This window comes from Pararhizobium sp. IMCC3301, assembly GCF_030758315.1.
In the GTDB taxonomy this organism is placed as follows: domain Bacteria; phylum Pseudomonadota; class Alphaproteobacteria; order Rhizobiales.
In genome coordinates this window covers 1140934-1161118 of sequence record NZ_CP132336.1, presented here as the reverse complement: position 1 = coordinate 1161118, position 20185 = coordinate 1140934, and the positions used below count along the sequence as shown (strand labels likewise).

General features: G+C 53.3%; 18 protein-coding genes and 4 pseudogenes. 17 read left to right on the top strand and 5 right to left on the bottom strand.

What is annotated here, in order from left to right; translation table 11 throughout:
- Positions 1 to 167 precede the first annotated feature (167 nt).
- The 3 genes from RAL88_RS05540 (at position 168) to RAL88_RS05530 (ending at position 1602) form a co-directional block, all read left to right on the top strand.
- Positions 168 to 872: an IS6 family transposase gene (locus RAL88_RS05540; protein ID WP_306267849.1), complete on the top strand. Its 705-nt coding sequence runs from the start codon at positions 168 to 170 to the stop codon at positions 870 to 872.
- Between the two features lie 186 nt (positions 873 to 1058).
- A complete protein-coding gene (locus RAL88_RS05535; protein ID WP_306267847.1) occupies positions 1059 to 1346 on the top strand; it encodes a BrnT family toxin in 288 nt (95 codons plus the stop codon).
- On the top strand, positions 1333 to 1602 hold the full coding sequence (locus RAL88_RS05530) for a BrnA antitoxin family protein (RefSeq protein WP_306267846.1): 270 nt from the start codon (positions 1333 to 1335) through the stop codon (positions 1600 to 1602). Before RAL88_RS05535 ends, RAL88_RS05530 begins: the two co-directional genes overlap by 14 nt.
- A 358-nt stretch (positions 1603 to 1960) precedes the next feature.
- Here RAL88_RS05530 and RAL88_RS05525 read toward each other — a convergent pair.
- Both RAL88_RS05525 and RAL88_RS05520 read right to left on the bottom strand, forming a co-directional pair.
- Positions 1961 to 2548 (bottom strand): annotated as a pseudogene (locus RAL88_RS05525) (transposase); the annotation flags it as partial.
- Positions 2506 to 2760: pseudogene (locus tag RAL88_RS05520) on the bottom strand (hypothetical protein); the annotation flags it as partial. The pseudogenes RAL88_RS05525 and RAL88_RS05520, both read right to left, overlap by 43 nt.
- 70 nt (positions 2761 to 2830) lie before the next feature.
- Here RAL88_RS05520 and RAL88_RS05515 point away from each other — a divergent pair.
- The 9 genes from RAL88_RS05515 to RAL88_RS05475 all read left to right on the top strand — a co-directional run bounded on the left by RAL88_RS05515 (position 2831) and on the right by RAL88_RS05475 (position 12320).
- Positions 2831 to 3984, top strand: a protein-coding gene (locus RAL88_RS05515; protein WP_306267845.1) for an IS3 family transposase whose coding sequence is annotated in 2 segments (ribosomal slippage) — positions 2831 to 3092 and positions 3092 to 3984 — 1155 coding nt in all. Because the reading frame shifts where the segments join, the coding sequence is not laid out codon by codon here.
- On the top strand, positions 3981 to 4421 hold the full coding sequence (locus tag RAL88_RS05510) for a transposase (protein ID WP_306267844.1): 441 nt from the start codon (positions 3981 to 3983) through the stop codon (positions 4419 to 4421). The genes RAL88_RS05515 and RAL88_RS05510 overlap by 4 nt, the downstream gene beginning before the upstream one ends.
- Positions 4422 to 4745: 324 nt before the next feature.
- Positions 4746 to 5507: a glycosyltransferase family 2 protein gene (locus RAL88_RS05505; protein ID WP_306267843.1), complete on the top strand. Its 762-nt coding sequence runs from the start codon at positions 4746 to 4748 to the stop codon at positions 5505 to 5507.
- A complete protein-coding gene (gmd, locus tag RAL88_RS05500) occupies positions 5504 to 6625 on the top strand; it encodes a GDP-mannose 4,6-dehydratase (RefSeq protein WP_306267841.1) in 1122 nt (373 codons plus the stop codon). Before RAL88_RS05505 ends, gmd begins: the two co-directional genes overlap by 4 nt.
- A gap of 4 nt (positions 6626 to 6629) precedes the next feature.
- The gene (locus RAL88_RS05495; protein ID WP_306267839.1) at positions 6630 to 7583 is read left to right on the top strand and encodes a GDP-L-fucose synthase; all 954 of its coding nucleotides are present in this window, start codon (positions 6630 to 6632) and stop codon (positions 7581 to 7583) included.
- 10 nt (positions 7584 to 7593) lie between these two features.
- Positions 7594 to 9042 (top strand): mannose-1-phosphate guanylyltransferase/mannose-6-phosphate isomerase, encoded by a 1449-nt coding sequence (locus tag RAL88_RS05490; RefSeq protein WP_306267837.1) that lies wholly within the window; start codon positions 7594 to 7596, stop codon positions 9040 to 9042.
- Entirely contained in the window at positions 9039 to 10406 is a 1368-nt protein-coding gene (locus RAL88_RS05485) for a phosphomannomutase (RefSeq protein WP_306267835.1), read from the top strand. Before RAL88_RS05490 ends, RAL88_RS05485 begins: the two co-directional genes overlap by 4 nt.
- Entirely contained in the window at positions 10379 to 10990 is a 612-nt protein-coding gene (locus RAL88_RS05480) for a DDE-type integrase/transposase/recombinase (RefSeq protein WP_306267833.1), read from the top strand. The genes RAL88_RS05485 and RAL88_RS05480 overlap by 28 nt, the downstream gene beginning before the upstream one ends.
- Positions 10991 to 11171: 181 nt before the next feature.
- Positions 11172 to 12320, top strand: a complete 1149-nt coding sequence (locus tag RAL88_RS05475) for a sugar transferase (RefSeq protein ID WP_306267831.1) — start codon at positions 11172 to 11174, stop codon at positions 12318 to 12320.
- A gap of 50 nt (positions 12321 to 12370) precedes the next feature.
- Here RAL88_RS05475 and RAL88_RS05470 read toward each other — a convergent pair whose 3' ends face one another.
- Entirely contained in the window at positions 12371 to 13102 is a 732-nt protein-coding gene (locus RAL88_RS05470; RefSeq protein ID WP_306267830.1) for a tyrosine-protein phosphatase, read from the bottom strand.
- A 144-nt stretch (positions 13103 to 13246) separates the two neighbouring features.
- Complete coding sequence (locus RAL88_RS05465; RefSeq protein WP_306267828.1) at positions 13247 to 13756, bottom strand: hypothetical protein; 510 nt, start codon at positions 13754 to 13756, stop codon at positions 13247 to 13249.
- Between the two features lie 646 nt (positions 13757 to 14402).
- Here RAL88_RS05465 and RAL88_RS05460 point away from each other — a divergent pair.
- The 4 genes and pseudogenes from RAL88_RS05460 to RAL88_RS05445 form a co-directional block, all read left to right on the top strand.
- Entirely contained in the window at positions 14403 to 14951 is a 549-nt protein-coding gene (locus tag RAL88_RS05460) for a polysaccharide biosynthesis/export family protein (protein ID WP_306267827.1), read from the top strand.
- An 87-nt stretch (positions 14952 to 15038) separates the two neighbouring features.
- Positions 15039 to 17390 (top strand): polysaccharide biosynthesis tyrosine autokinase, encoded by a 2352-nt coding sequence (locus tag RAL88_RS05455; RefSeq protein WP_306267825.1) that lies wholly within the window; start codon positions 15039 to 15041, stop codon positions 17388 to 17390.
- Complete coding sequence (locus RAL88_RS05450; RefSeq protein WP_306267824.1) at positions 17293 to 18567, top strand: hypothetical protein; 1275 nt, start codon at positions 17293 to 17295, stop codon at positions 18565 to 18567. Before RAL88_RS05455 ends, RAL88_RS05450 begins: the two co-directional genes overlap by 98 nt.
- Positions 18568 to 19581, top strand: a pseudogene (locus tag RAL88_RS05445) (O-antigen ligase family protein); the annotation flags it as partial.
- Between the two features lie 256 nt (positions 19582 to 19837).
- Here the strand turns inward: RAL88_RS05445 and RAL88_RS05440 are convergent.
- Positions 19838 to 19927 (bottom strand): annotated as a pseudogene (locus tag RAL88_RS05440) (dehydrogenase); the annotation flags it as partial.
- Positions 19928 to 19992: 65 nt separating this feature from the next.
- Between RAL88_RS05440 and RAL88_RS05435 the strand changes: the two are divergent.
- On the top strand, positions 19993 to 20151 hold the full coding sequence (locus RAL88_RS05435; RefSeq protein ID WP_306267822.1) for a hypothetical protein: 159 nt from the start codon (positions 19993 to 19995) through the stop codon (positions 20149 to 20151).
- Positions 20152 to 20185 lie beyond the last annotated feature (34 nt).

Here is a 20185-nt window from a genome sequence, read left to right as displayed (position 1 = left end):
CAGAGAAAAAACCATGCATATCAACAACATTCAGGTTCTTCACGGGGAACTACCGCGGCGGGACATTCCGGGATCAGATCGGCTGGGACCTCGCCGGAAACCTCGACGCGTTGAACATTTGGTTTCGACCGGATATTTGAAGCAATGCCCGACTTGGAGGATTCATCATGTCACGTAGTCCGTTCAAACATCATAGGTTTCCACCCAAAGTTATTCTGTGTGCGGTGCGCTGGTATTGCCGTTACGCGCTGTCATGCCGAGATGTACGAGATCTGTTGGCAGAGCGCGGCATCGCGGTCGACGCATCTACAATTCATCGTTGGGTACGCAAATTTGGCCCAGAGATCGCGAATCGCTCCTTCAAACACCGATCTTGGCGGGGTTTGAGCTGGCATGTGGACGAGACCTACATTCGGGTTGGTGGCAAGTGGCGTTACCTTTGGCGTGCGGTGGATCAGTGCGGCCAGCTCGTTGATTTTCGCATCACGGCGCGTCGAAATGCCAAAGCAGCAAGGGCCTTTCTGAAACAAACCTGCGAAAATGCCCGACTTTACCAGCCGCGTTCAATCACTACCGACAAGGCGCATAGCTATGCACTTGTGATAGGCGAAATGAACAGGTTTGAACTGCCAGGAGAGGGGATCATGCACATCAGTCGCAAGTGGGAAAACAACCGAATAGAAAGTGACCACGCTGCCCTCAAAAAGCTGATCACGCCAATGCGCGGTTTCAAATCCTTGTCATCAGCCAAAGCCACGCTTCGCGGCATCGAGACCATTCGTACAATCAAACACGGGCATGTCCATGGTAAGCAACCGGGAGTCACAGGCGAAATCCGTTTTGTTGAAGATCTCTTCGGTTTGGCCGCTTGATAGGCGACAGAAATAGGGGGTATTTCCGGACTTCGCAGACTAATGCATCAGACCCTTTAGGATGTAAGGTGAATACAGAGGACTTTTAGCGCATCGCGCTTTGAAGATGCAGGCCGAGGAAACAAAAGGCTTGCAATTATAGCGAAATGTATATACAATTGACTTTATATTCGAGAGCGGTTTTTGATGAAAATAGACGGATTTGAGTGGGATGACGGAAATTGGCCTAAATGCGCCAAACATGGCGTAGCGAAGGCCGAGATCGAGTTTGTGTTGATGAATACGCCAATGGTCATGCCAGACCGTTCGCCAGTGACGCAAGAAACCCGTTTTAACGCGGTCGGCGTCACGGAGCAGGGCAGGCACTTGTTTGTTGTCTTTACCCTGCGCCAGAGCACCACAGGCATGCTTCTAAGACCCATCAGCGCCCGATACATGCATGACAAGGAGGTCAAACGCTATGAGCAACGATAAAACCAAAGAGGCGGGCAAACAGTTCCCGCTTTTCAACACAGATGCCGAGGCCGAGCGCTTCGTCGATAAGGCCGACCTGTCAGAATATGATTTTTCAGGCTTCAAGCCGATGCGCTTTGAGTTCGAGAAAAAGACCAAGCAGATCAACCTGCGCATGCCCGAGAGCCTTGTCGATGCCCTCAAAGCCCGCGCCAAGCAGCGCAACATTCCCTATCAGCGGCTCATTCGCGAGGCGATCGAGAACGCGCTGCGGTAGCACGAACAGAAAGGCGTATTCCGTTTGATGGCTGCATAATGTCCATTATGGAACTATTTCCGCTTGCTCGCGGATGCCTTTGGAGTCGCGTCAATTACAATGATGTCAGAAGCGTTTTCGCCGAGGTCTAGCCGTAATTTCTGGATTGCCTTTATTTGAGCGAGCTTGTCACCGAGATCGCCATAATCCATGACGACAAAAATACCATATTGTGTCCGAGAGGCGTCTTTATAGATTTCGAGTTGTTTCTCGTATCCGTGGCGCACGGTGCCACTGGACCTTTTCATTTCGACCAAAACTCTGGCTTGGCCACATCCAGGGTGGGTCACTTTTAAATGCTGATGCCGGGTCGGCTTTAAACGCTCATTGACAGCCCTGTCCGCAGCACGATCTCCTTGACCGGAACGCCATCAGCGGCGAGGCCTGTGACGATAACGTTCGTTTCCTCGCGCCGCAGATAGCCCTCATATTGCAGGCGCTCGGCCGACGTTAGGAGTTTCGGATCGACGACAGTGGCGCCGAGAGCGATACGCATCGGCTTCATCGACTTCTTCACGGCATCGAGGAACGCAGCGCTGGCGTTTTCCATCAGATGCCAGCGATCGGCGACCTGAATGGCATTCGGCAGGGCCCGTGCCGTCGCCTCTCCATAGCCGCCACCGCGGTCGCGAGAAACAACGGTGATCTCAGGATGATCCGACAGCCAGGCCGCGACAGTCGCGATCTCCCGATCCGGCAAGAGCTTCACGATCTGTCGCCGCTCGAGATCGCAGACGATCGATCCGTAGCGGTGATTCCGGCGGCAGGCGAAGTCGTCGATGCCGACGACATTCAGGGGATCCCAACGAGGCTGTGCCCGTCGCCGGACCACGCGGAGCAGCGTGTCGTTGCCGACAGGCATCATCAGCCGTTTGGCAAAGCACGCCGCGGGTCGCCCGCCGAGAGCTGGTGGATCGAATCTAACGCTTGGTGCCCACGTCTGACTGCGGCGATGATTTTGTCGGGGTCTTTGGTCCAAACGAATGGTTTTGGGTTTTCATTGGTTTCCTTGATGAACCGGTTGATGGCGGCCTGGAGGTCAACGACCGAGTGGAAGACGCCGCGTTTGAGGCGGCGTTTGGTGAGCTTGGCGAAATATCCCTCCACAAGATTGAGCCAGGAACTGATGGACTTCCCCGTAAAAAGTGGAGAGGTTTTCTGATAGTTTTTTCAACTACAGGAGGGTCCCATGACCAAACAAGAACGACGAGTATTTACGGAAGAATTTAAGCTTGAGGCAGTTCGCTTGCTTGAAACAAGTGGCCGTACAATTGTGCAGATTGCGGATGATTTGGGCGTTGGATTATCGTCGCTCACCCGATGGAAACGCATTTATCGAGAGGCCAGCTCATCGTCAGAGCCACACGATGATGTCGCGAAAGAGCTGGCACGTTTGCGCAAGGAAAATTCCATTCTTCGCCAAGAACGTGAGATTTTGAAGCGTGCCGCAACTTTTTTCGCCAAGGAGGGAAATCAGTGAGATTCAAACTCATCGATCAGGCGAAGAAACAATTCCCCATCCATCGCCTTTGTCGTGTTCTCGGTGTTAGCGAAAGCGGATATTATGCCTGGAAACAGCGCGGTCCCAGCCAACGGCAGTTGGATGATATGGTGCTGCTGGCTCACATTCGATCTCAGTTTGAACTTTCTCATGAGACTTATGGCTCGCCGCGTATGCATGTTGAATTGAACGAAGACGGTGTGCCCGTTGGGCGGCGGCGCGTGGCCCGGCTGATGCGTGATAATGGGATCAAAGCCCTGCAGAAACGTCGTTACAAGAAAACAACGGATAGCGATCATGGTGGGCTCGTTGCTCCCAACCTTCTCGATCAGGACTTCTCATGTGATGGCTCCGACCAGAAGTGGGGCGTAGACATCAGTTATGTTTGGACCCGTGAAGGGTGGTTGTATCTCGCCATTGTTCTGGACCTATATTCCCGGCGTATTGTCGGATGGGAAACGAGTGATCGGTTGAAGAAGGATCTGGCCATCACAGCCCTGAAACGGGCCATTGTCACACGCCAACCACCACGGGGGTTGATCCATCATTCAGACCGCGGCAGTCAATATTGTTCCCATGACTACCACAAACTATTGATCGCCCATGGCATGCATTCATCGATGAGCGGCAAGGGAAATTGCTACGACAATTCCATGGTCGAAACCGTCTTCAAGACCATCAAATCGGAACTGGTGTGGAGAACCAGCTTCCAAACCCGACGGCAAGCCACGAATGCACTTGGTCGATATATCGAAGGGTTCTACAATCCCATTCGGCGACATTCGGCTTTAGCCTACAAATCGCCGACCAAATTCGAAGCCGCAGTGGCCGAGGTAGAGTGAAAACCTCTCTACTTTATCGGGGCAAATCCATGGTGCCACTTCGGCTTAAACTGTGGCTGGACAAGGTGTTGGCGCTGGGGCGCAACATCACCAACTTTGCCACCAGCACGCTGAAGGCCAAAAAGCGTACGCTTGAAAATACACTGGCTGACATACTGGCCACCAGTCCCGAATGCGAGATTGCTAAAACAATCCGCGCCAAACTGGCCAGAGCCAGTCCACGATTGCTGACCTTTCTTGATTATCCAGGTGAAGTTGAAATAACCAACAATGCTTGCGAACGCGCGCTACGACCGGCAGTCATCCAGCGCAAGGTAACCAACGGCTTCCGCTCAATGTGGGCAGCACAAGGTGATTGCGCCGTCAGAACTGTGGTCGACACCGGCAAACTCAGCGGACAAACGCCGTTCCAAACCCTGTTGACAACAATATCCTGAAATCAGGTCGAAAAATGTCCGATTGTTGGGCGTGAGTAATTACTATTTACCGAAACAAAGCCATTTGCTACCTATAGGTGAATATCACACAAATAACATCTAACCTACTGTTTTTATTTAATTTAATTGCGTCTATATTTTACTATTTAAAACGCACCCTATCCAAATGCCCTGTACCGCCTCAAAACCAACACCCGATATTGCATGTTATCGGGCATTTTATTTTCTGACTTTTGTAGGGCTTGCGGTTATTGTGGATTTTTGTGGCCTCTCCTCCACCAAAATCGGGCAAAGACCTGATCACTATTTGAAGACCTAAATCATTTGAAAATCAGCATCATCACAGCCGTCTTCAATCGCTACGAGACGATTGGTCAGGCCATGCAAAGCATACAAGGCCAGGGCTATCGGAGCGTCGAGCATATAGTCCAGGACGGTGGTTCGACGGACGGAACGCTGGATGTAGTGAGCGCTCTTTCCAACCCGCAAACACATATCGTAAGCGCGTCAGACAAGGGTATCTATGACGCAATAAACAAAGGCATTGCGCGCGCGTCTGGAGACGTCATCGGATTGATGCATTCAGATGATTATTTTGCAGGCCGTGACGTCCTCGAAAAAGTGGCGCAGGCTTTTTCCGACCCGCAAACGCAAGGCGTATACGGTGACCTGGATTATGTTTCGGCAGCAGACACCAGTCGTGTCGTGCGTCACTGGAAGTCGGGCGACTTCAACCCCGCCAAACTCAAGCGCGGCTGGATGCCGCCACATCCGACGCTCTACCTGCGCCGATCCGTTTTCGAGAACTTTGGCAACTACGATACGAGCTATACCATTTCCGCCGATTACGATGCGATCTTGCGGTGGCTCTGGACGGAGCAAATCAGACTGGCCTATATACCCGAAGTTCTCGTCAAGATGCGGGTTGGCGGTGAAAGTAATCAATCTTTGGAGCGTATTCTCAAGAAAAGTAGAGAAGATTACCGGGCTCTGCGCAGCAATCGGGTCGGGGGGCTGGGAACGTTACTTTTTAAGAATGCCGGCAAGATCGGACAGTTCATGCCGAACAGAAAGAAAGAAATATGACCAAACGCGCGCTTATCACCGGGATCACGGGTCAGGACGGATCTTATCTGGCCGAATTTCTACTGGATAAGGGGTACGAGGTGCACGGGATCAAGCGGCGCGCCTCGTCACTAAATACCCAGCGGATCGACCATATCTATCAGGATCTGCATGTCACCAACCCGCAGTTGCGGCTCCATTATGGCGATTTGACGGACTCCTCGAACCTCACGCGGATCATTCAGGAGGTGCAGCCCGACGAAGTCTACAACCTCGGTGCTCAAAGCCATGTCGCGGTGAGCTTTGAGGCACCCGAATATACCGCGGATGTGGACGCCATGGGAACGCTGCGCCTGCTGGAAGCGATCCGCTTTCTGGGCCTCGAGAAGACCTGCCGGTTCTATCAGGCTTCAACTTCCGAGCTTTACGGCTTGGTGCAGGAAACGCCCCAGCGCGAGACGACGCCCTTCCACCCCCGCTCACCCTACGCCGTGGCCAAGATGTATGCCTACTGGATCACCGTGAACTACCGCGAGGCCTTCGGCATGTATGCCTGCAACGGCATCCTCTTTAACCACGAGAGCGCGCGGCGCGGCGAGACCTTTGTCACCCGCAAAATCACCCGTGGTCTGGCCAATATCGCCCAAGGCCTCGAAGATTGCATCTATATGGGCAACATCGACGCCCTGCGCGACTGGGGCCATGCCAAGGATTACGTCCGCATGCAGTGGATGATGCTGCAACAAGAGGCACCTGACGACTTTGTCATCGCCACTGGCAAACAGTATTCCGTGCGCGAGTTCATCAAATGGTCGGCGGCAGAATTGGGCATCGCCCTGCGCTTTGCGGGCGAGGGTTTGCAGGAGACAGCCATCGTCGAGGCCGTTACCGGCGACGCGGCCCCTGCGATCAAACCGGGTGGCACGATCATGCGCATCGACCCGCGCTACTTCCGCCCCGCCGAGGTCGAGACCCTCCTGGGCGACTCCACAAAAGCCAAAGACCGCCTCGGCTGGGTGCCGCAGATCACCGCCCAGGAGATGTGTGCCGAGATGGTTGCAGAAGACCTCCGCGCGGCCAAACGCACGACCCTCTTACGCACGCACGGGCTGGAACTGCCCATGGCGCTGGAAAGCTGAAGAGATGAATATCTACCTCACAGGGCATCGCGGCATGGTCGGCGGCGCCATCGCGCGGCAGCTGGCCGCACGCGGTGCCGAGGTTATCACACGCAGCCACGTAGAACTGGATCTGACCGAGCAGGCTGCAGTGCGTGATTTCATGCAAAGCGAACGCCCTGATGTGGTGATCCTCGCCGCCGCGCGCGTCGGTGGCATCCATGCCAACAACACTTATCCGGCGGACTTTATCTACGACAACCTGATGATCGAGGCCAACGTCATTCATCAGGCCCATGCGGCGGATGTGCAGCGCCTTCTGTTCCTCGGCTCGTCCTGCATCTACCCCCGCCTCGCGCCACAACCAATGGCCGAAGACGCGCTTTTGACCGGCACGCTAGAGCCCACGAACGAGCCCTATGCCATCGCCAAGATCGCCGGCATCAAGCTGTGCGAGAGTTACAACCGTCAGCACGGTCGTGATTACCGCTCGGTCATGCCCACCAACCTTTACGGCCCCGGCGACAACTTTCACCCCGACAACAGCCACGTCCTGCCGGCCCTGATCCGGCGCTTTCACGAGGCGGCGCGGGACGGCGCGCCAGAGGTCGTGGTCTGGGGCACCGGCACACCACGGCGCGAGTTTCTGCATGTGGATGACATGGCTGCGGCATCGCTCTTTGTACTTGACCTGCCCAAAGACAAATATGATGCGCATACGCTTCCAATGCTGAGCCATATCAATGTGGGTTCGGGCACGGAAATCTCAATCCTTAAACTTGCGCAGATTGTAGCGCGCGTAACGGGCTTTCAGGGCAGGATCGCCACAGACCCAACCAAGCCTGACGGAACCATGCGCAAACTGATGGATGGGTCACGCCTGACAGCGATGGGCTGGCAAGCTGAGATCGGCCTGGAAGACGGGGTCGCCGGGATATATCGTTGGTTCCTCGATAACAAAGAGACCATCAGAGCTTAGAGAGATTTTCATGACAAATACGATCCACCCGGTTCTTCTTTGCGGCGGCTCGGGCACACGGCTTTGGCCGCTCTCGCGCAAATCCTACCCTAAGCAATTTGTCAAGCTTATCGGTGAGGAAAGCCTTTTCCAGGTCTCGGCGCGTCGCGTTGCAGGTGACGGTTTCGCAGCACCGACCTTGGTAACAACGTCTGATTTCCGCTTTGTCGTGATCGAGCAACTGGCTGCGTTGGAGATCGCCCCTGCCGACATCCTGATTGAGCCAACAGCGAAAAACACTGCTGCCGCGATCTGCGCCGCCGCTTTGGCGCTCGAGACCCGCGCGCCCGGTACCTTGATGCTCGTCGCGCCGTCCGACCATGTGATCCCCGACGCAGTCCGTTTTCGCGCCGCGGTGAAGGCGTCGATCCCCGCCGCTAAGGCTGGGCAGCTCGTGACCTTCGGCATCCGCCCCGACCGGCCTGAGACCGGCTATGGCTGGCTCGAACTCTCGCAGGCCCCGACCACCGACTTCGCGCCCGTCCTGCAGCCGCTGCGGAGCTTTGTTGAAAAACCGGACCTTGCCACCGCAGAACGCCTCTTGGCCGGCAATATGCACCTGTGGAACGCAGGCATCTTCCTCTATTCGACAACCGCGATTCTCGAGGCCTTCGCGACGCATGCGCCAGAGACGCTCGAGGTGACCCGCGCGGCCCTTACGTCGGTAGAGCAGGACCTCGCATTCACGCGCCTTGGGCCAGAGGCATGGGAGCGGCTGCCCAATATCTCTATCGACTATGCGGTAATGGAGCGGGCTGAGAATCTTGCGGTGATGCCATATGGCGGCGTCTGGTCGGATCTGGGCGACTGGCAGGCCGTCTGGCGCGAGAACACTCCTGATGCGACAGGTGTCGTAAGAGAGGGACAAGCCACCGCCATCGGCTGCATCGACACGTTGCTGCAGGCCACGAGTGAGGCACAGGTACTCGTGGGTATCGGCCTCAAAGACATCGTCGTCGTCGCCATGCCCGATGCTGTGCTTGTCGCGCACAAAGACCGCTCGCAAGAGGTCAAACAGGCAGTCACCGAACTCAAGGCACGCGGCGCAGTACAGGCAGAGACACTGCCTCGCGACTACCGCCCTTGGGGCTGGTACGAAAGCCTTGTGATCGGCGCCCGTTTTCAGGTGAAGCGTATAGTCGTGCATCCGGGCGCAGCACTCAGCCTGCAAAGCCACCACCACCGTTCCGAACACTGGATCGTCGTCGAAGGCACCGCCAAGGTAACGATCGACGATACCGTGACACTCGTGTCTGAGAACCAGTCCGTCTATATCCCCCTCGGCGCAGTGCACCGAATGGAAAATCCAGGAAGGGTGCCACTAACCCTCATCGAGGTGCAAACAGGCGCTTACCTCGGCGAAGATGACATCATCCGATTCGAGGATGTGTATGCCCGCGGTCAGGGAGCAAAGGGATGAGCCACCTTACCTGCTTCAAGACCTATGATATCCGTGGTCGCCTCGGCATCGATCTTGATGAGGGGATTGCCTATCGCATCGGCCGCGCTTTTGCGCAGGTTTTGGGAGCCAAAGTCGTTATGCTCGGACGAGATGTTCGAGCGTCTTCGGAAGCATTGGCTGCCAGTGTTGCGCGAGGCCTCGAGGATGAAGGGTGTGAGGTTCTGGATCTTGGGCTTTCCGGCACCGAAGAGATGTATTTCGCAACGACGCATTTTATGGCAGACGGTGGGATCTGTGTGACGGCGTCCCACAATCCGATGGACTACAACGGGATGAAGATGGTCGGAGCCGGCTCCGCTCCACTTGATACAAAAGCGGGCCTGGCCAAAATTAAGGAATTAGCCGAACGGGACGATTTCCGGGCATCTAGCAAAGTGGGCAAGACGAGCCATGTGGCGCAAGACGCACGCGCGGCTTATGTCGACAAAGTCGTCAATTTCGTCGATGTCGCAGCCATGAAATCACTGAAAATACTGGTCAACGCTGGTCATGGTACCGCTGGACCAACCTTCGACGCAATCGCTGAACGCCTCAAAGCAATTGGCGCCCCGCTGCAGTTCGAGACGCTCTTTCACGAACCTGATGGCACTTTTCCGCAGGGCATCCCAAACCCGCTTTTGTCCAAAAATAGAACCTCAACTTCCGAAGCAATCCAAACCACGGGTGCCGATTTCGGTGTGGCATGGGATGGTGATTTTGATCGGTGTTTCTTCTTTGACCACACAGGTGCGTTCATTGATGGCGAATATGTGGTCAGCCTTCTGGCGGAGGCTTTTTTGGCAAAAAATCCCTACGCAACTATCATTCACGATCCCCGCATCATTTGGAGCACACAAGACATCGTTTCAAAGGCTGGCGGTCGGGCGGTCCAAGCTCGCACCGGGCACGCCTTCATCAAGCAAGCAATGCGGGACGAAAATGCTGTCTACGGCGGTGAAATGTCGGCTCACCACTATTTTCGCGACTTCGTCTACTGCGACAGTGGCATGATCCCCTGGCTTCTCGTGGCCGAACTCGTCAGCCTCCATGGCCCGCTTGCTGAACTAGTCGCCAGTCGCAAGACAGCGTACCCATCTTCTGGTGAGATCAATTTTACATTGGACGATCCCAAAGCTGCAATCGCGCGCGTGGTTAAAGTTTTCAAGCAAGAAGCGAAAGCAATCGATACACTGGATGGCCTTGGGGTCGACCTCGGTGACTGGCGCTTTAATCTGCGGAGTTCCAACACAGAACCTCTGGTTCGCTTGAACGTGGAGGCCCGCGGCGACGCCGAACTCGTCGCTCAAGGTGTTGCATGCATCAAATCGCTATTGATGGGATGATGGTCGATTTCTCAGCGATCAAAAAAGATTCCATCACGGACAGCTCGCTCCGCGCAAACGGCACTGTCAAAACAAATTTGGTTGAAGCGGGCAGAGTGGCGAAGCAGCATTTTCGAATGCACGCCGCAGATCACGAAGGCGAGGTCCTGGAAACCTATGAAACCAAGCGCCGTGATCGCAAAGTGGCATTGAAATTCCCAAGAAAAACAATGAAACGCTTTGTAAATCCGAAAGTTATCGTGACGGACAGGCTGCGCTCCTACGGTGCCGCGATGAAGGTCATTGGTAACGCCGACAGACAAGAAACGGGCCGCTGGCTGAACAACCGGGCCAGCAATCCGAGTGAACCTGCCTTCGCCACAATCAGGCATCAAACCAAACCTTCAAAAGGCCTCCTGTTACACGATGGCATGCTGCACATGATGTTCAAGCCGGGGCAGAGTGGCGAAAAAAATTGGCGAAGGTTGCGCGGCTTTGACAATCGGGTCAAAGTCATCACAGGTGTGAAATTCAAAGACGGAATTGAAACCAAACACAACGACCAGATCGCAGCATGTTCCAAAAACTTCAAACACCAGATTTGACAATAGCTCCACTGTTCGATGTGCACATTAGATGAGACCTCAACAACAGGATAGATTGAGACCACCACAATTTTTCCTGCAGAGCAGATTTCAATTGATCGGCGCGCTCTTGCTATGTGTATTTTTACCCACAGTGATCAGGGATCATTCAATTCTGTTCGGGAGATATTCCGAAAGCACTGTGAATACAAGTTTTGCGGCAGCTTTTGCGGTGACCATCGCCTATGGCATCCTGCGCAGGATGAACAATTTTCCAGGCCTTCAATCAGGCTCGCGTATTCTGTTTATTGTGAGCGCTACATTTGCAGCGATGCTGATTGTATTTCTCCTAACACGTTTGAACTACAGCCGGTTCCTGTTTGCCTCCAGCTATTTGCTATCTGTTTTCTGGTTTGGCGGATATCATTTAATTTCCAAGAAATTTGAAAAGTTGAAGCTGGCATTGGTGCCCGGCGGACAGATTGATGAATTGACGAGGCTTGGTGGTGTCGAGTGCAGCTATTTGCAAGATCCCGACGATTCAATTTTGGAGTATTCAAGCGTTATCGCCGACTTGCGCAGCGATTTGCCAGACGAGTGGGAACGGTTTCTGGCTGATTGTACCTTGGCGGGAAAACCTGTCTATCATTTCAAGCAGGTTTTTGAATCACTTACGGGTCGGGTTCAAATCGAACACCTATCGGAAAATAATCTGGGTGCGTTGCTGCCGGGCATTGGCTCTTTGAAAATCAAGCATATGCTGGACTGGGTGGTTGCACTTCTTCTTTTTCCGTTTTTCATTCTACTATGCGCCGTCATTGCACCTGTGATCAAACTGACTTCCAAAGGGCCGGTTTTCTTCAGGCAGGTGCGAACGGGCTACCGAGGCAGATGTTTTGAGGTCTGGAAGTTCAGGACAATGGTGCACCGGGGGGCGCAGCCGGGTCCAAAAGGGCAGCAGGAACCCGAGCGAGAAGGCTTCATGACGAAGCATGATGACATGAGAATTACATCAATCGGACGGGTGTTACGCCGATACCGAATTGATGAGTTGCCGCAGATATTGAATATACTGTCAGGCGACATGAGCTGGATCGGGCCGCGCCCCGAGGCACTTAGCCTGTCGCAATGGTATGAGGCTGAACTGCCGTTTTACCGCTATCGTCATGTGGTGCGCCCTGGAATTTCCGGCTGGGCACAGATCAACCAAGGCCATGTGGCGGACCCAAAAGAGGTGCATGTAAAATTACAATATGACTTTTTCTACGTGAAATATCTCTCGCCCTGGCTGGATTTTCTGATCGCGCTGAGAACAATCCGTATCATATTGAGCGGCTTCGGCTCAAAATAGTCCCGATTTGATTTGGGGACATGACTCATTGGCATGATGCGCTTTATTGATCACCCAAGCCGACGCGACACGTCCTGATTTTGAAGAATAGCTTGTGGCGTATGAACCGTCATTTCGACGGCCTCTTTCTCACTCATTCGTAACGAAATACTGTCTCGCGCTTTTGAAAGCAGGGGAGGGCGCCTGATTGGGTGGTGCGTATCAGACGCAACAACATCAACAAGCCTGTCATCGAGCATACGCTCCGACCAATACTGGGCTCTGGAGCCAAATTTTCCGACGATAGACGCCGCCGTCAACTGTATCAGCGCGCCAGCGTTGCGCATATCAATCACAAGCTTGTACTGTTTTTCAATCCAGCGCAATCGTTCCGGATGAGTGACGATTGGGAAAAACCCTTTGCCAATCAGATTCTTGACCAGATTAAGCAATCCTGGTGGTGCGACGTCATGAGAGGGTTCAAAAAGGAAATAGCGCGACCCGTTCAGCGTCGGCAATTCACCTGCACTCAGCCGCATGGTAATATCGGGAGTTGCATGAATATCTGCCCCGACAAACAGTTGAAGAGGTATGTCTTCCTGCAAAAAACTTTCTTGAAGCGCCTCTACGGCTTGTGAAATTCCGGCAGTCGTATTGTTGTAGAGACCGGGCGTTACATGCGGTGTGCACGCCATTTGCTGAATACCATCCGCGACAGCAAGCCGAGCAATTTTCAGCGCAACCTCCAGATTGGCAGCACCGTCATCCAATCCGGGAAGAATATGGCTGTGAATATCTATCATGCAATGGGGCCAACGAGCGTTCCGAACAACCGGAACGCGCCCTAGATCGCACCAAATCGCGCAGTGTCGGGTCAGGCAGCGAATCCGAAAATCAAATTAAAAAAATCAAAGATTGAAGTTGTGCAAGGACTGTCGCCAAAATAGTCAGGGGCTAACGGGAACGGTGCCACCACCCAAAGCAAAACCACCGTCTCCGCCGCTACTGGCCAAAGCCGCGATACCGAGTGCTCCCGCAATACCAATTCCACCAAACACGAAAGGGTTGATCGAATCATCAGGTCTTAATGCCTGACGGCCGGTGCCCTCAACCTGGAGACAAATATCCGCGCCTGTATCAATCACAGTCAGCTCTGAGTTTGGGCCAACGCTCAGATTACAACTTCCAAAGACGACAATTGCAGAGGAATTCGGCCCAACTAGCACCTGAGAGCCGGACGCCAGGCCCGCACCAGTCTGTGCCGGTGTCAATCCCACCGGTTGCGATACAAGGACTTGTCCACTCACAGTCGTGAGCTGGCCCGTTGAACCGCCAAATGCAGGATATGGCGTCGTGCAAGCGCAACCCGCCGACTGCGCAAAGGCAGGGGCAGTACTGAACCCAACCGCCAAAATCAAAACAAATTTTGCCAAGTGAGAGAGCTGTTGCATATTCATCCTTTCCGAGTAATTCCTGTTAGCATACGCGTCAAACTTGAAGCAACTATAAATTATTGTAATATCGGTGAAATAAATTTGTGTTAAATGTGTGGCCCTTCCGTTTCGCACTTGGAAACAAATCCGGGGTTCAAACCCACTCCTGACCGGGTGAGCAATGATGAGCCAAAACAAGCCTTTTGGCCCAATACCCGTTTTATTGCGGCCTTGCTACCGTTGTGTGACAAAGCGCATCCTTTGTTTAGCGCGGGATCGGCTTGATCGCCAGGCCGGAAATCATTGTAAGTTCGCTTATCAAGAGTTGTATTTCCGCCATCATTGATCAATAATGAGAGCTTGCTTTATATAGTTTTGATAAATGTGTTCCACACTCCCCTAAGATGTGGGGCTTTGAGATTAAACACTTCTGTCGGGCATCTTCGAATTGCGCTTGGCTCATCCGGAATTTCGAACAGAACAGGTTGATACATTGAAGCGCATATTCTTTCCAGGATTGCTGATTCTGTTTCTCGCAGGCTGCTCGACGGCCGGGTTGGACTCCTCCTCCTCAGATTTTTCCAGTGGCCAGCAAACCAAAGATGGCAATCTCAGGCTTGTGTCTGCGCTGCCGCCTCCCAAGAATACGAATGAAGGAGCGGAACAGCCTTTGGCCGAGAATGATCTGCTGGAAGTCGATGTGTTTGAAGTTGATGAACTGGACCGCGAAGTCCGCATCGATCCAAATGGAAGAATATCATTGTCCCTGATCGGGTCAGTTCAGGCCAGTAAAAAAACCATTTCGCAGTTGGAAACTGATATCGAGCGGGCTTATGGCGAGAAGTACCTGCAGAACCCCGAAGTTTCAGTTTTCGTAAAAGAATCTGCAGGACAGAGGGTAACGGTGGATGGTGCCATTCAAAAACCCGGCATTTATCCTGTCTCCAGCACCTCCAGCCTGTTGCAGGTAGTGGCACAGGCAGGTGGCTTTAAGGAAATTGCGGATACTACCAAATTATACGTCTTTCGTGATTTTGACGGCGAAAAACTGGTGGCCAACTACAATGTCAAGGAAATCCGAAACGGTAAAAAAGCGGACCCCCGAATATTTGGTGGAGATGTCATCGTGTCATTTTCGTCCGGTTCCAAAATTGCTATGCGAGGCCTGCGCGAGGCGCTCGGACTTGCGGGAAGTGCGACGAGATTGGCGGTTTTTTGATTTGTCTTATCAATGAATGCAAACGGGTTACCATATGATCCGCTTATCCTGAGACACAACTGGACGTGAGACACAACTGGACCTGATTTGAACAAACACGAACCCAATCGCAATATCCAGGGAATAGAGGCAATTCCCGAGGGCCGGATGGTTTACAATCCGCAGACTGCTTATGGATATTATGCGCCGCCGGCCGAGGAGGAGGACAGTCTCGATCCTCTGAAACTGATATGGTACGCAATCCACTATCGGTGGCTTATTGCGGCTTTATTGACGGCTGGTCTGGTGATCGGCGTTCTTCACACCTATCTGCAAACGCCGTTTTACAGGGCATCAACAAAGGTTGAGATCGAGGCGCAAGGTGCCCGCGTCATTCAAGACCTTGAAGTCATGACGCAGTCAAGTGGCCTCAGAGCTTTTGAAACAGCGCGCGAAAAAATGCAAAGCCGCGATTTGGCAAGGCGGGTCGCCTTTGCGTTAAACCTGCCGCTGGATCAGCGATTTCTCGCTCCAACCCCCTCCTTCTCCCTGATCAATCTTGTCAACAGGGTAACCGGAGCAAGGCCAACGGCTGAACTTGAAAAGCTGAGTGCCGAGCAACGTGAAGCGCTTGCAATTTCCAAGATCAGAAGTGGATTGTCGGTTGAGCTTTTGAGAAACACATCAATCCTGTCGGTGTCCTACAGTCACGCCAATCCGATATATGCTGCCAAGGTTGCCAATCAGGTGGTGCGCAGCTTCACGGATCAGAATGTCGACAAAACTAGCGAGACTTCGGATCTGGCCCGCCAATTCATCCAGGAGCAGGTGCAGGAAACAAAGCAGCGCCTGCAGATATCGGAAAAGAGTCTGGTTGATTACGCCAAACAGGCTGGCATTACGCTTACCGGCAGCGACGCCTCCCTGATTTCCGAAAACATTTCGGAACTCAACCGTGCTCTCAGCGATGCGATGCAGGAACGCCTGGAAGCCAATCGCTATTTTGATCAGGTGCAAGCAGGCAATGCGGAGATTTTGCCAGATGTTTTTGCAAGCGAGTCAATCCAAAGCACCAAGCGAAAAATAATTGAATTAAATGCAACATACAAGGAAAAGCTGGGCACGCTGAAGCCGGACTTCCCGGAAATGAAGCGGATGCAAGCGCAGATCAACGAGTTGCAGAGAGAAATACAGAACGAAATCGGTGCCATCGCGCTATCAACCAAAATCAAGAATGAACAGGCGGAAGAAAAAGTCGCAGCGCTCAAACGGGAATTGGCGCTGCTTGAGGCGGCTCAGTCCGATTTCCAGGATAAAAACATTCAGTACACTATTTTAAAGCGCGAAGTTGATTCCAATCGCACCCAATATGAAACGCTGATTTCAAAATTGAATGAGGTCGGAGTAGGATCCGAACTCAAAACCGCCAATGCTTATATCATTGAAACTGCGGTGGCGCCGGGAGCCCCCTATTCGCCCAATTTGAAAAAAAGTCTTGCCTTTTCGCTTGCCCTGTTTGCAGCCGTCGCGGCAATGCTGATCTATGTGCTCGAACTGATGCGCAACACATTCACAAATCCGGATCAGATCAAGGATGAGTTGAACCTTCCGGTTCTCGGGATTCTTCCAAGTCAACCTGATGATGAGCAGTTGACCATAGCGATGGAGGACCCCAAATCCCCACTGTCAGAGGCTTACCGGTCACTCAGAACCTCTTTGCAGTTTACCGGGACAGGCGATGCCATGCAGACCCTCGTGGTCACGTCTTCTCAACAAGGTGAGGGCAAATCCACAACTGTCTATAAGCTCAGCCAGGATTTCGCCGCCCTTGGTCGCCGTGTCCTTGTTGTGGATGCGGATCTGCGCAAACCGCGCATGCATCATTTATTCAAGACCAACAATGCCGCTGGTTTGAGCAATATTTTGTCGAATGTGCTGCGTCAGGGTGACGTGTCTTCCATCCTGCAGAAAACTAAAAATCCGCTGATCACGCTGCTTCCAGCGGGAACCATACCGCCCAATCCGGTAGAGCTTTTGATGTCGCAGAAAATGGCCGACGCTCTGCGCCACATGGCCAACACCTATGACATTGTAATCATCGATTCTGCTCCGGTGCTTGGTCTGGCAGATGCCCCTGTTCTGTGCCGAATGGCCGACGCCACGCTGCTGGTTGTTGCCGCAAAGCAGGTAACCCGAAAAAGCGCAAAAAACGCTGTTGCAAGACTGCGTCATGCTGGCGGGAACGTGGTTGGCGCGGCCCTGAACAAATTCCTGATCGATAAATTCGACTATAATTACTCATACCGCTATATGGACTATAATTATTATGGCTATGAAAACGCCTCAATTGAGATAGAAAACCATGCAAGCTCAGAGCGCGGCAAAAAGAAAACCCTCACCTCTCGGCTGGCTCGTGGCGGTTCCGATATCGCTGATCATTTCCGCCGCCGTCTTGGTTAATGGGCTGAGCAGCCTCGCCGCATCCTCTGCACCACGTCTTGCTCTTCGTTTCAATCCGCTGCTGGCGGATGCGCGCGTTACTGAGGTGGTTGAACAACTTCAATCACAAAATGAATCCGAAACGCTTAAACCATTCATCCGCACCGGTTTAGAGCTTGCGCCTCTTGATGCGCGGTTTTATAGCCTGCTCGGAATTGCCGAGGAACGGTCTGGAAATCAGGACGTCGCCGAACGCCTCTACAGCCGTGCCCTGACCCTGCTGCCCACCGAGATACACGCGCTGACGCGAATGGCTTTTTTAGACGTACTGCAAACACGCCCTGTGGATGCTGCAAAAAGACTTGAAATTATTGCCCGTCGCTGGCCGAACCGCTGGAAAACTGTTGAACCTCTTCTGCCAGCCATCCTGTCCGACCCGCAAGCCTATGCGCTGCTAGTGGACCGTTTTGCCACGGAGAAATCGCTTCGCAACTTCCTGATTGCCAGCCTGATACAACAAAAGGAATGGATGGCGAGCGCATACACCGTTTTGCTGGAATGGCACGAAAGGGGCGTGCCCGAACTTGCAGATCTGATCAACCGGCTGACCACTGCCTTTATTGGCCAGCAGCTCTATGCCAACGCTTATCTGCTGTTTCTGCTGACCCGGGGCCAGGATACCGGTGCGGAAGTTGGTTATATCTACAATGGAGGTTTTCAACTTCCTTTATCGGGCAACCCGTTCGACTGGCGGATTCGCCCTCAGACTGGCGTCAGTTTCGAGTTGAACACCCTGGCCAATATTGCTGGAGAGAGCCTGGCGTCCACCCCGGAGCAGAGCCTGTCGATCAGATTTCTCGACACACCCATTCAGTTTAACAATATTGAACAACTCATCCGGCTTGCCCCGGGAAAGTACAATTTTACGGTTGATTATTCCGCACTCGATTTGAAGACGCCGAAACCACTGCAACTCGTCATGCGCTGTGTCGGCGATAATCGGTCACTTGCTTCAATGTCCTTTGAACAAGGGTCAATCGAAGAGCGGACTGACAGCATTCCGGTGCAGGTTCCAACCCAGGACTGTGCGTTGCAACGCATATTGGTCTTCAACGCCCAAATGGCGATGAGCTGGCGAAATCGCTACTCGGGAACGCTTCGACTCAAACAGGTGGCCGTGACGCGGGCGGTGGACTGAATGACCCGGCACCTGAACCGCTCCATGCCGGTTTACTACGCCGGTTTCGTTATTCTGACGGCGCTCATCATTGGCGGCGGAACGGACCAAGGACTTTGGACTGACCATCTTGTTGAATTCCTCTCACTGCCCGCTCTGATAGTCGGTGTTGCGGGATTCAGCAGCAATCGGCTAACGCTAACGGGACGTTTCATCGCAATTGCGGCCTTCGTTCTGGTCCTTATGCAGTTTATTCCAGTCCTGCGTTCGATACCGTACCCACTGGAACCCAGTGGCGCATCATCATGGTCCTTCTTCTCACCAGCGCCGCACCGAAGTCTGGAGTCCGGGCTGTTTGCACTCTGCGCAGTGGGGTTCTTCCTGTTTCTGGCCCGATTTTCCGATCATGATCTGAGACGGTGCCTGCCGGTTTTCTATATCGGCTTATTTGTCAACATGCTGGTGGGAATAGTTCAGCTTTCTTATGGAAAACAGATCGCAATTGACGGTCTGCTTCCGTTCACAATCCGCTCAGGTCTCTTTGCCAATGAAAATCACCTCTCCAGCCTGGTATTCATGATGATTCCACTCCTGGCCTTCACTCTGTTGGTGCGCCACCGCCACATTGTCCTCTTTGTATTTTTGGCGGTCCTGATTGTGGCGTTCCTTTTTGCAGTCGGATCGCGCGCCGGAATGGCTTTCGTGACGATTTTGAGCCTGGTTTCACTGCTCTGGTTCATGCGGCGCAAGCGGACGCGAGGCACTGCGGCGGGCGCCCTTGCGGCCGGCCTGTTGGGACTTGTCGCAGCAGCAGCCGGTTTTGGGGTCGATTCATCGCTCGACAGCGAGTTGCGTCCGGCGATATTTGCGACCACATGGAGTGCGATTAAAGACGTCTGGGTGACGGGCTCCGGACTCGGCACATTTCCACTTGTCTATCCGGCCTATGAGCAAACCTCGGATATCATAAACTCATACATCAACCATGCTCATAATGATTATCTGGAGTTTGTCCTTGAAACGGGAGTTGCAGGTGCCCTGTTGATCGCCGCTGTTCTGATCACTTGTGCCCGCCATATGACGCGCTCACCCCTGGCGGAAGCCGCATTCCTGTCGATGCTCGGAATCGCTCTGCACAGTCTGGTCGACTATCCACTTCGTACTATGGCTATTGCGGTTTCCCTCGCCTATCTGGCAGCCATTTTGTTGTCAAAATCCGACCCTGAAAACGATGGCCATGCGATAGGCCAATCGCAAAGGAAGGACAATGGCGATGCCCAGCACGTCGACGCTACCCGTCACCCACCGCGACGGTATAATTCAGCGCCAGGCGGCCGCAATCGGCATAAATGGTCTGGCCGGTGATATAGCTTGCATCATCCATACAGCCGAGCCTCAGGTCTCTTTAGTGGTTTTGCACAAACCACACTGCAAAGGAGACCGACAATGACCGATATCCTAATTGCACGGACCGCTCCCGTTCTGGTCGCCATTGATATTTCCAAGGAGCGCCACGAGGTGCTGATTGTTGAAAACAACCGTGACGCTGAAGACCACTGTGTGACAGATAGCGTTGATTGGTATTCCAACTTTAATCGGAGATAGGCGTCAGGCATCGTGTCTGATCCCGTCAAATCGG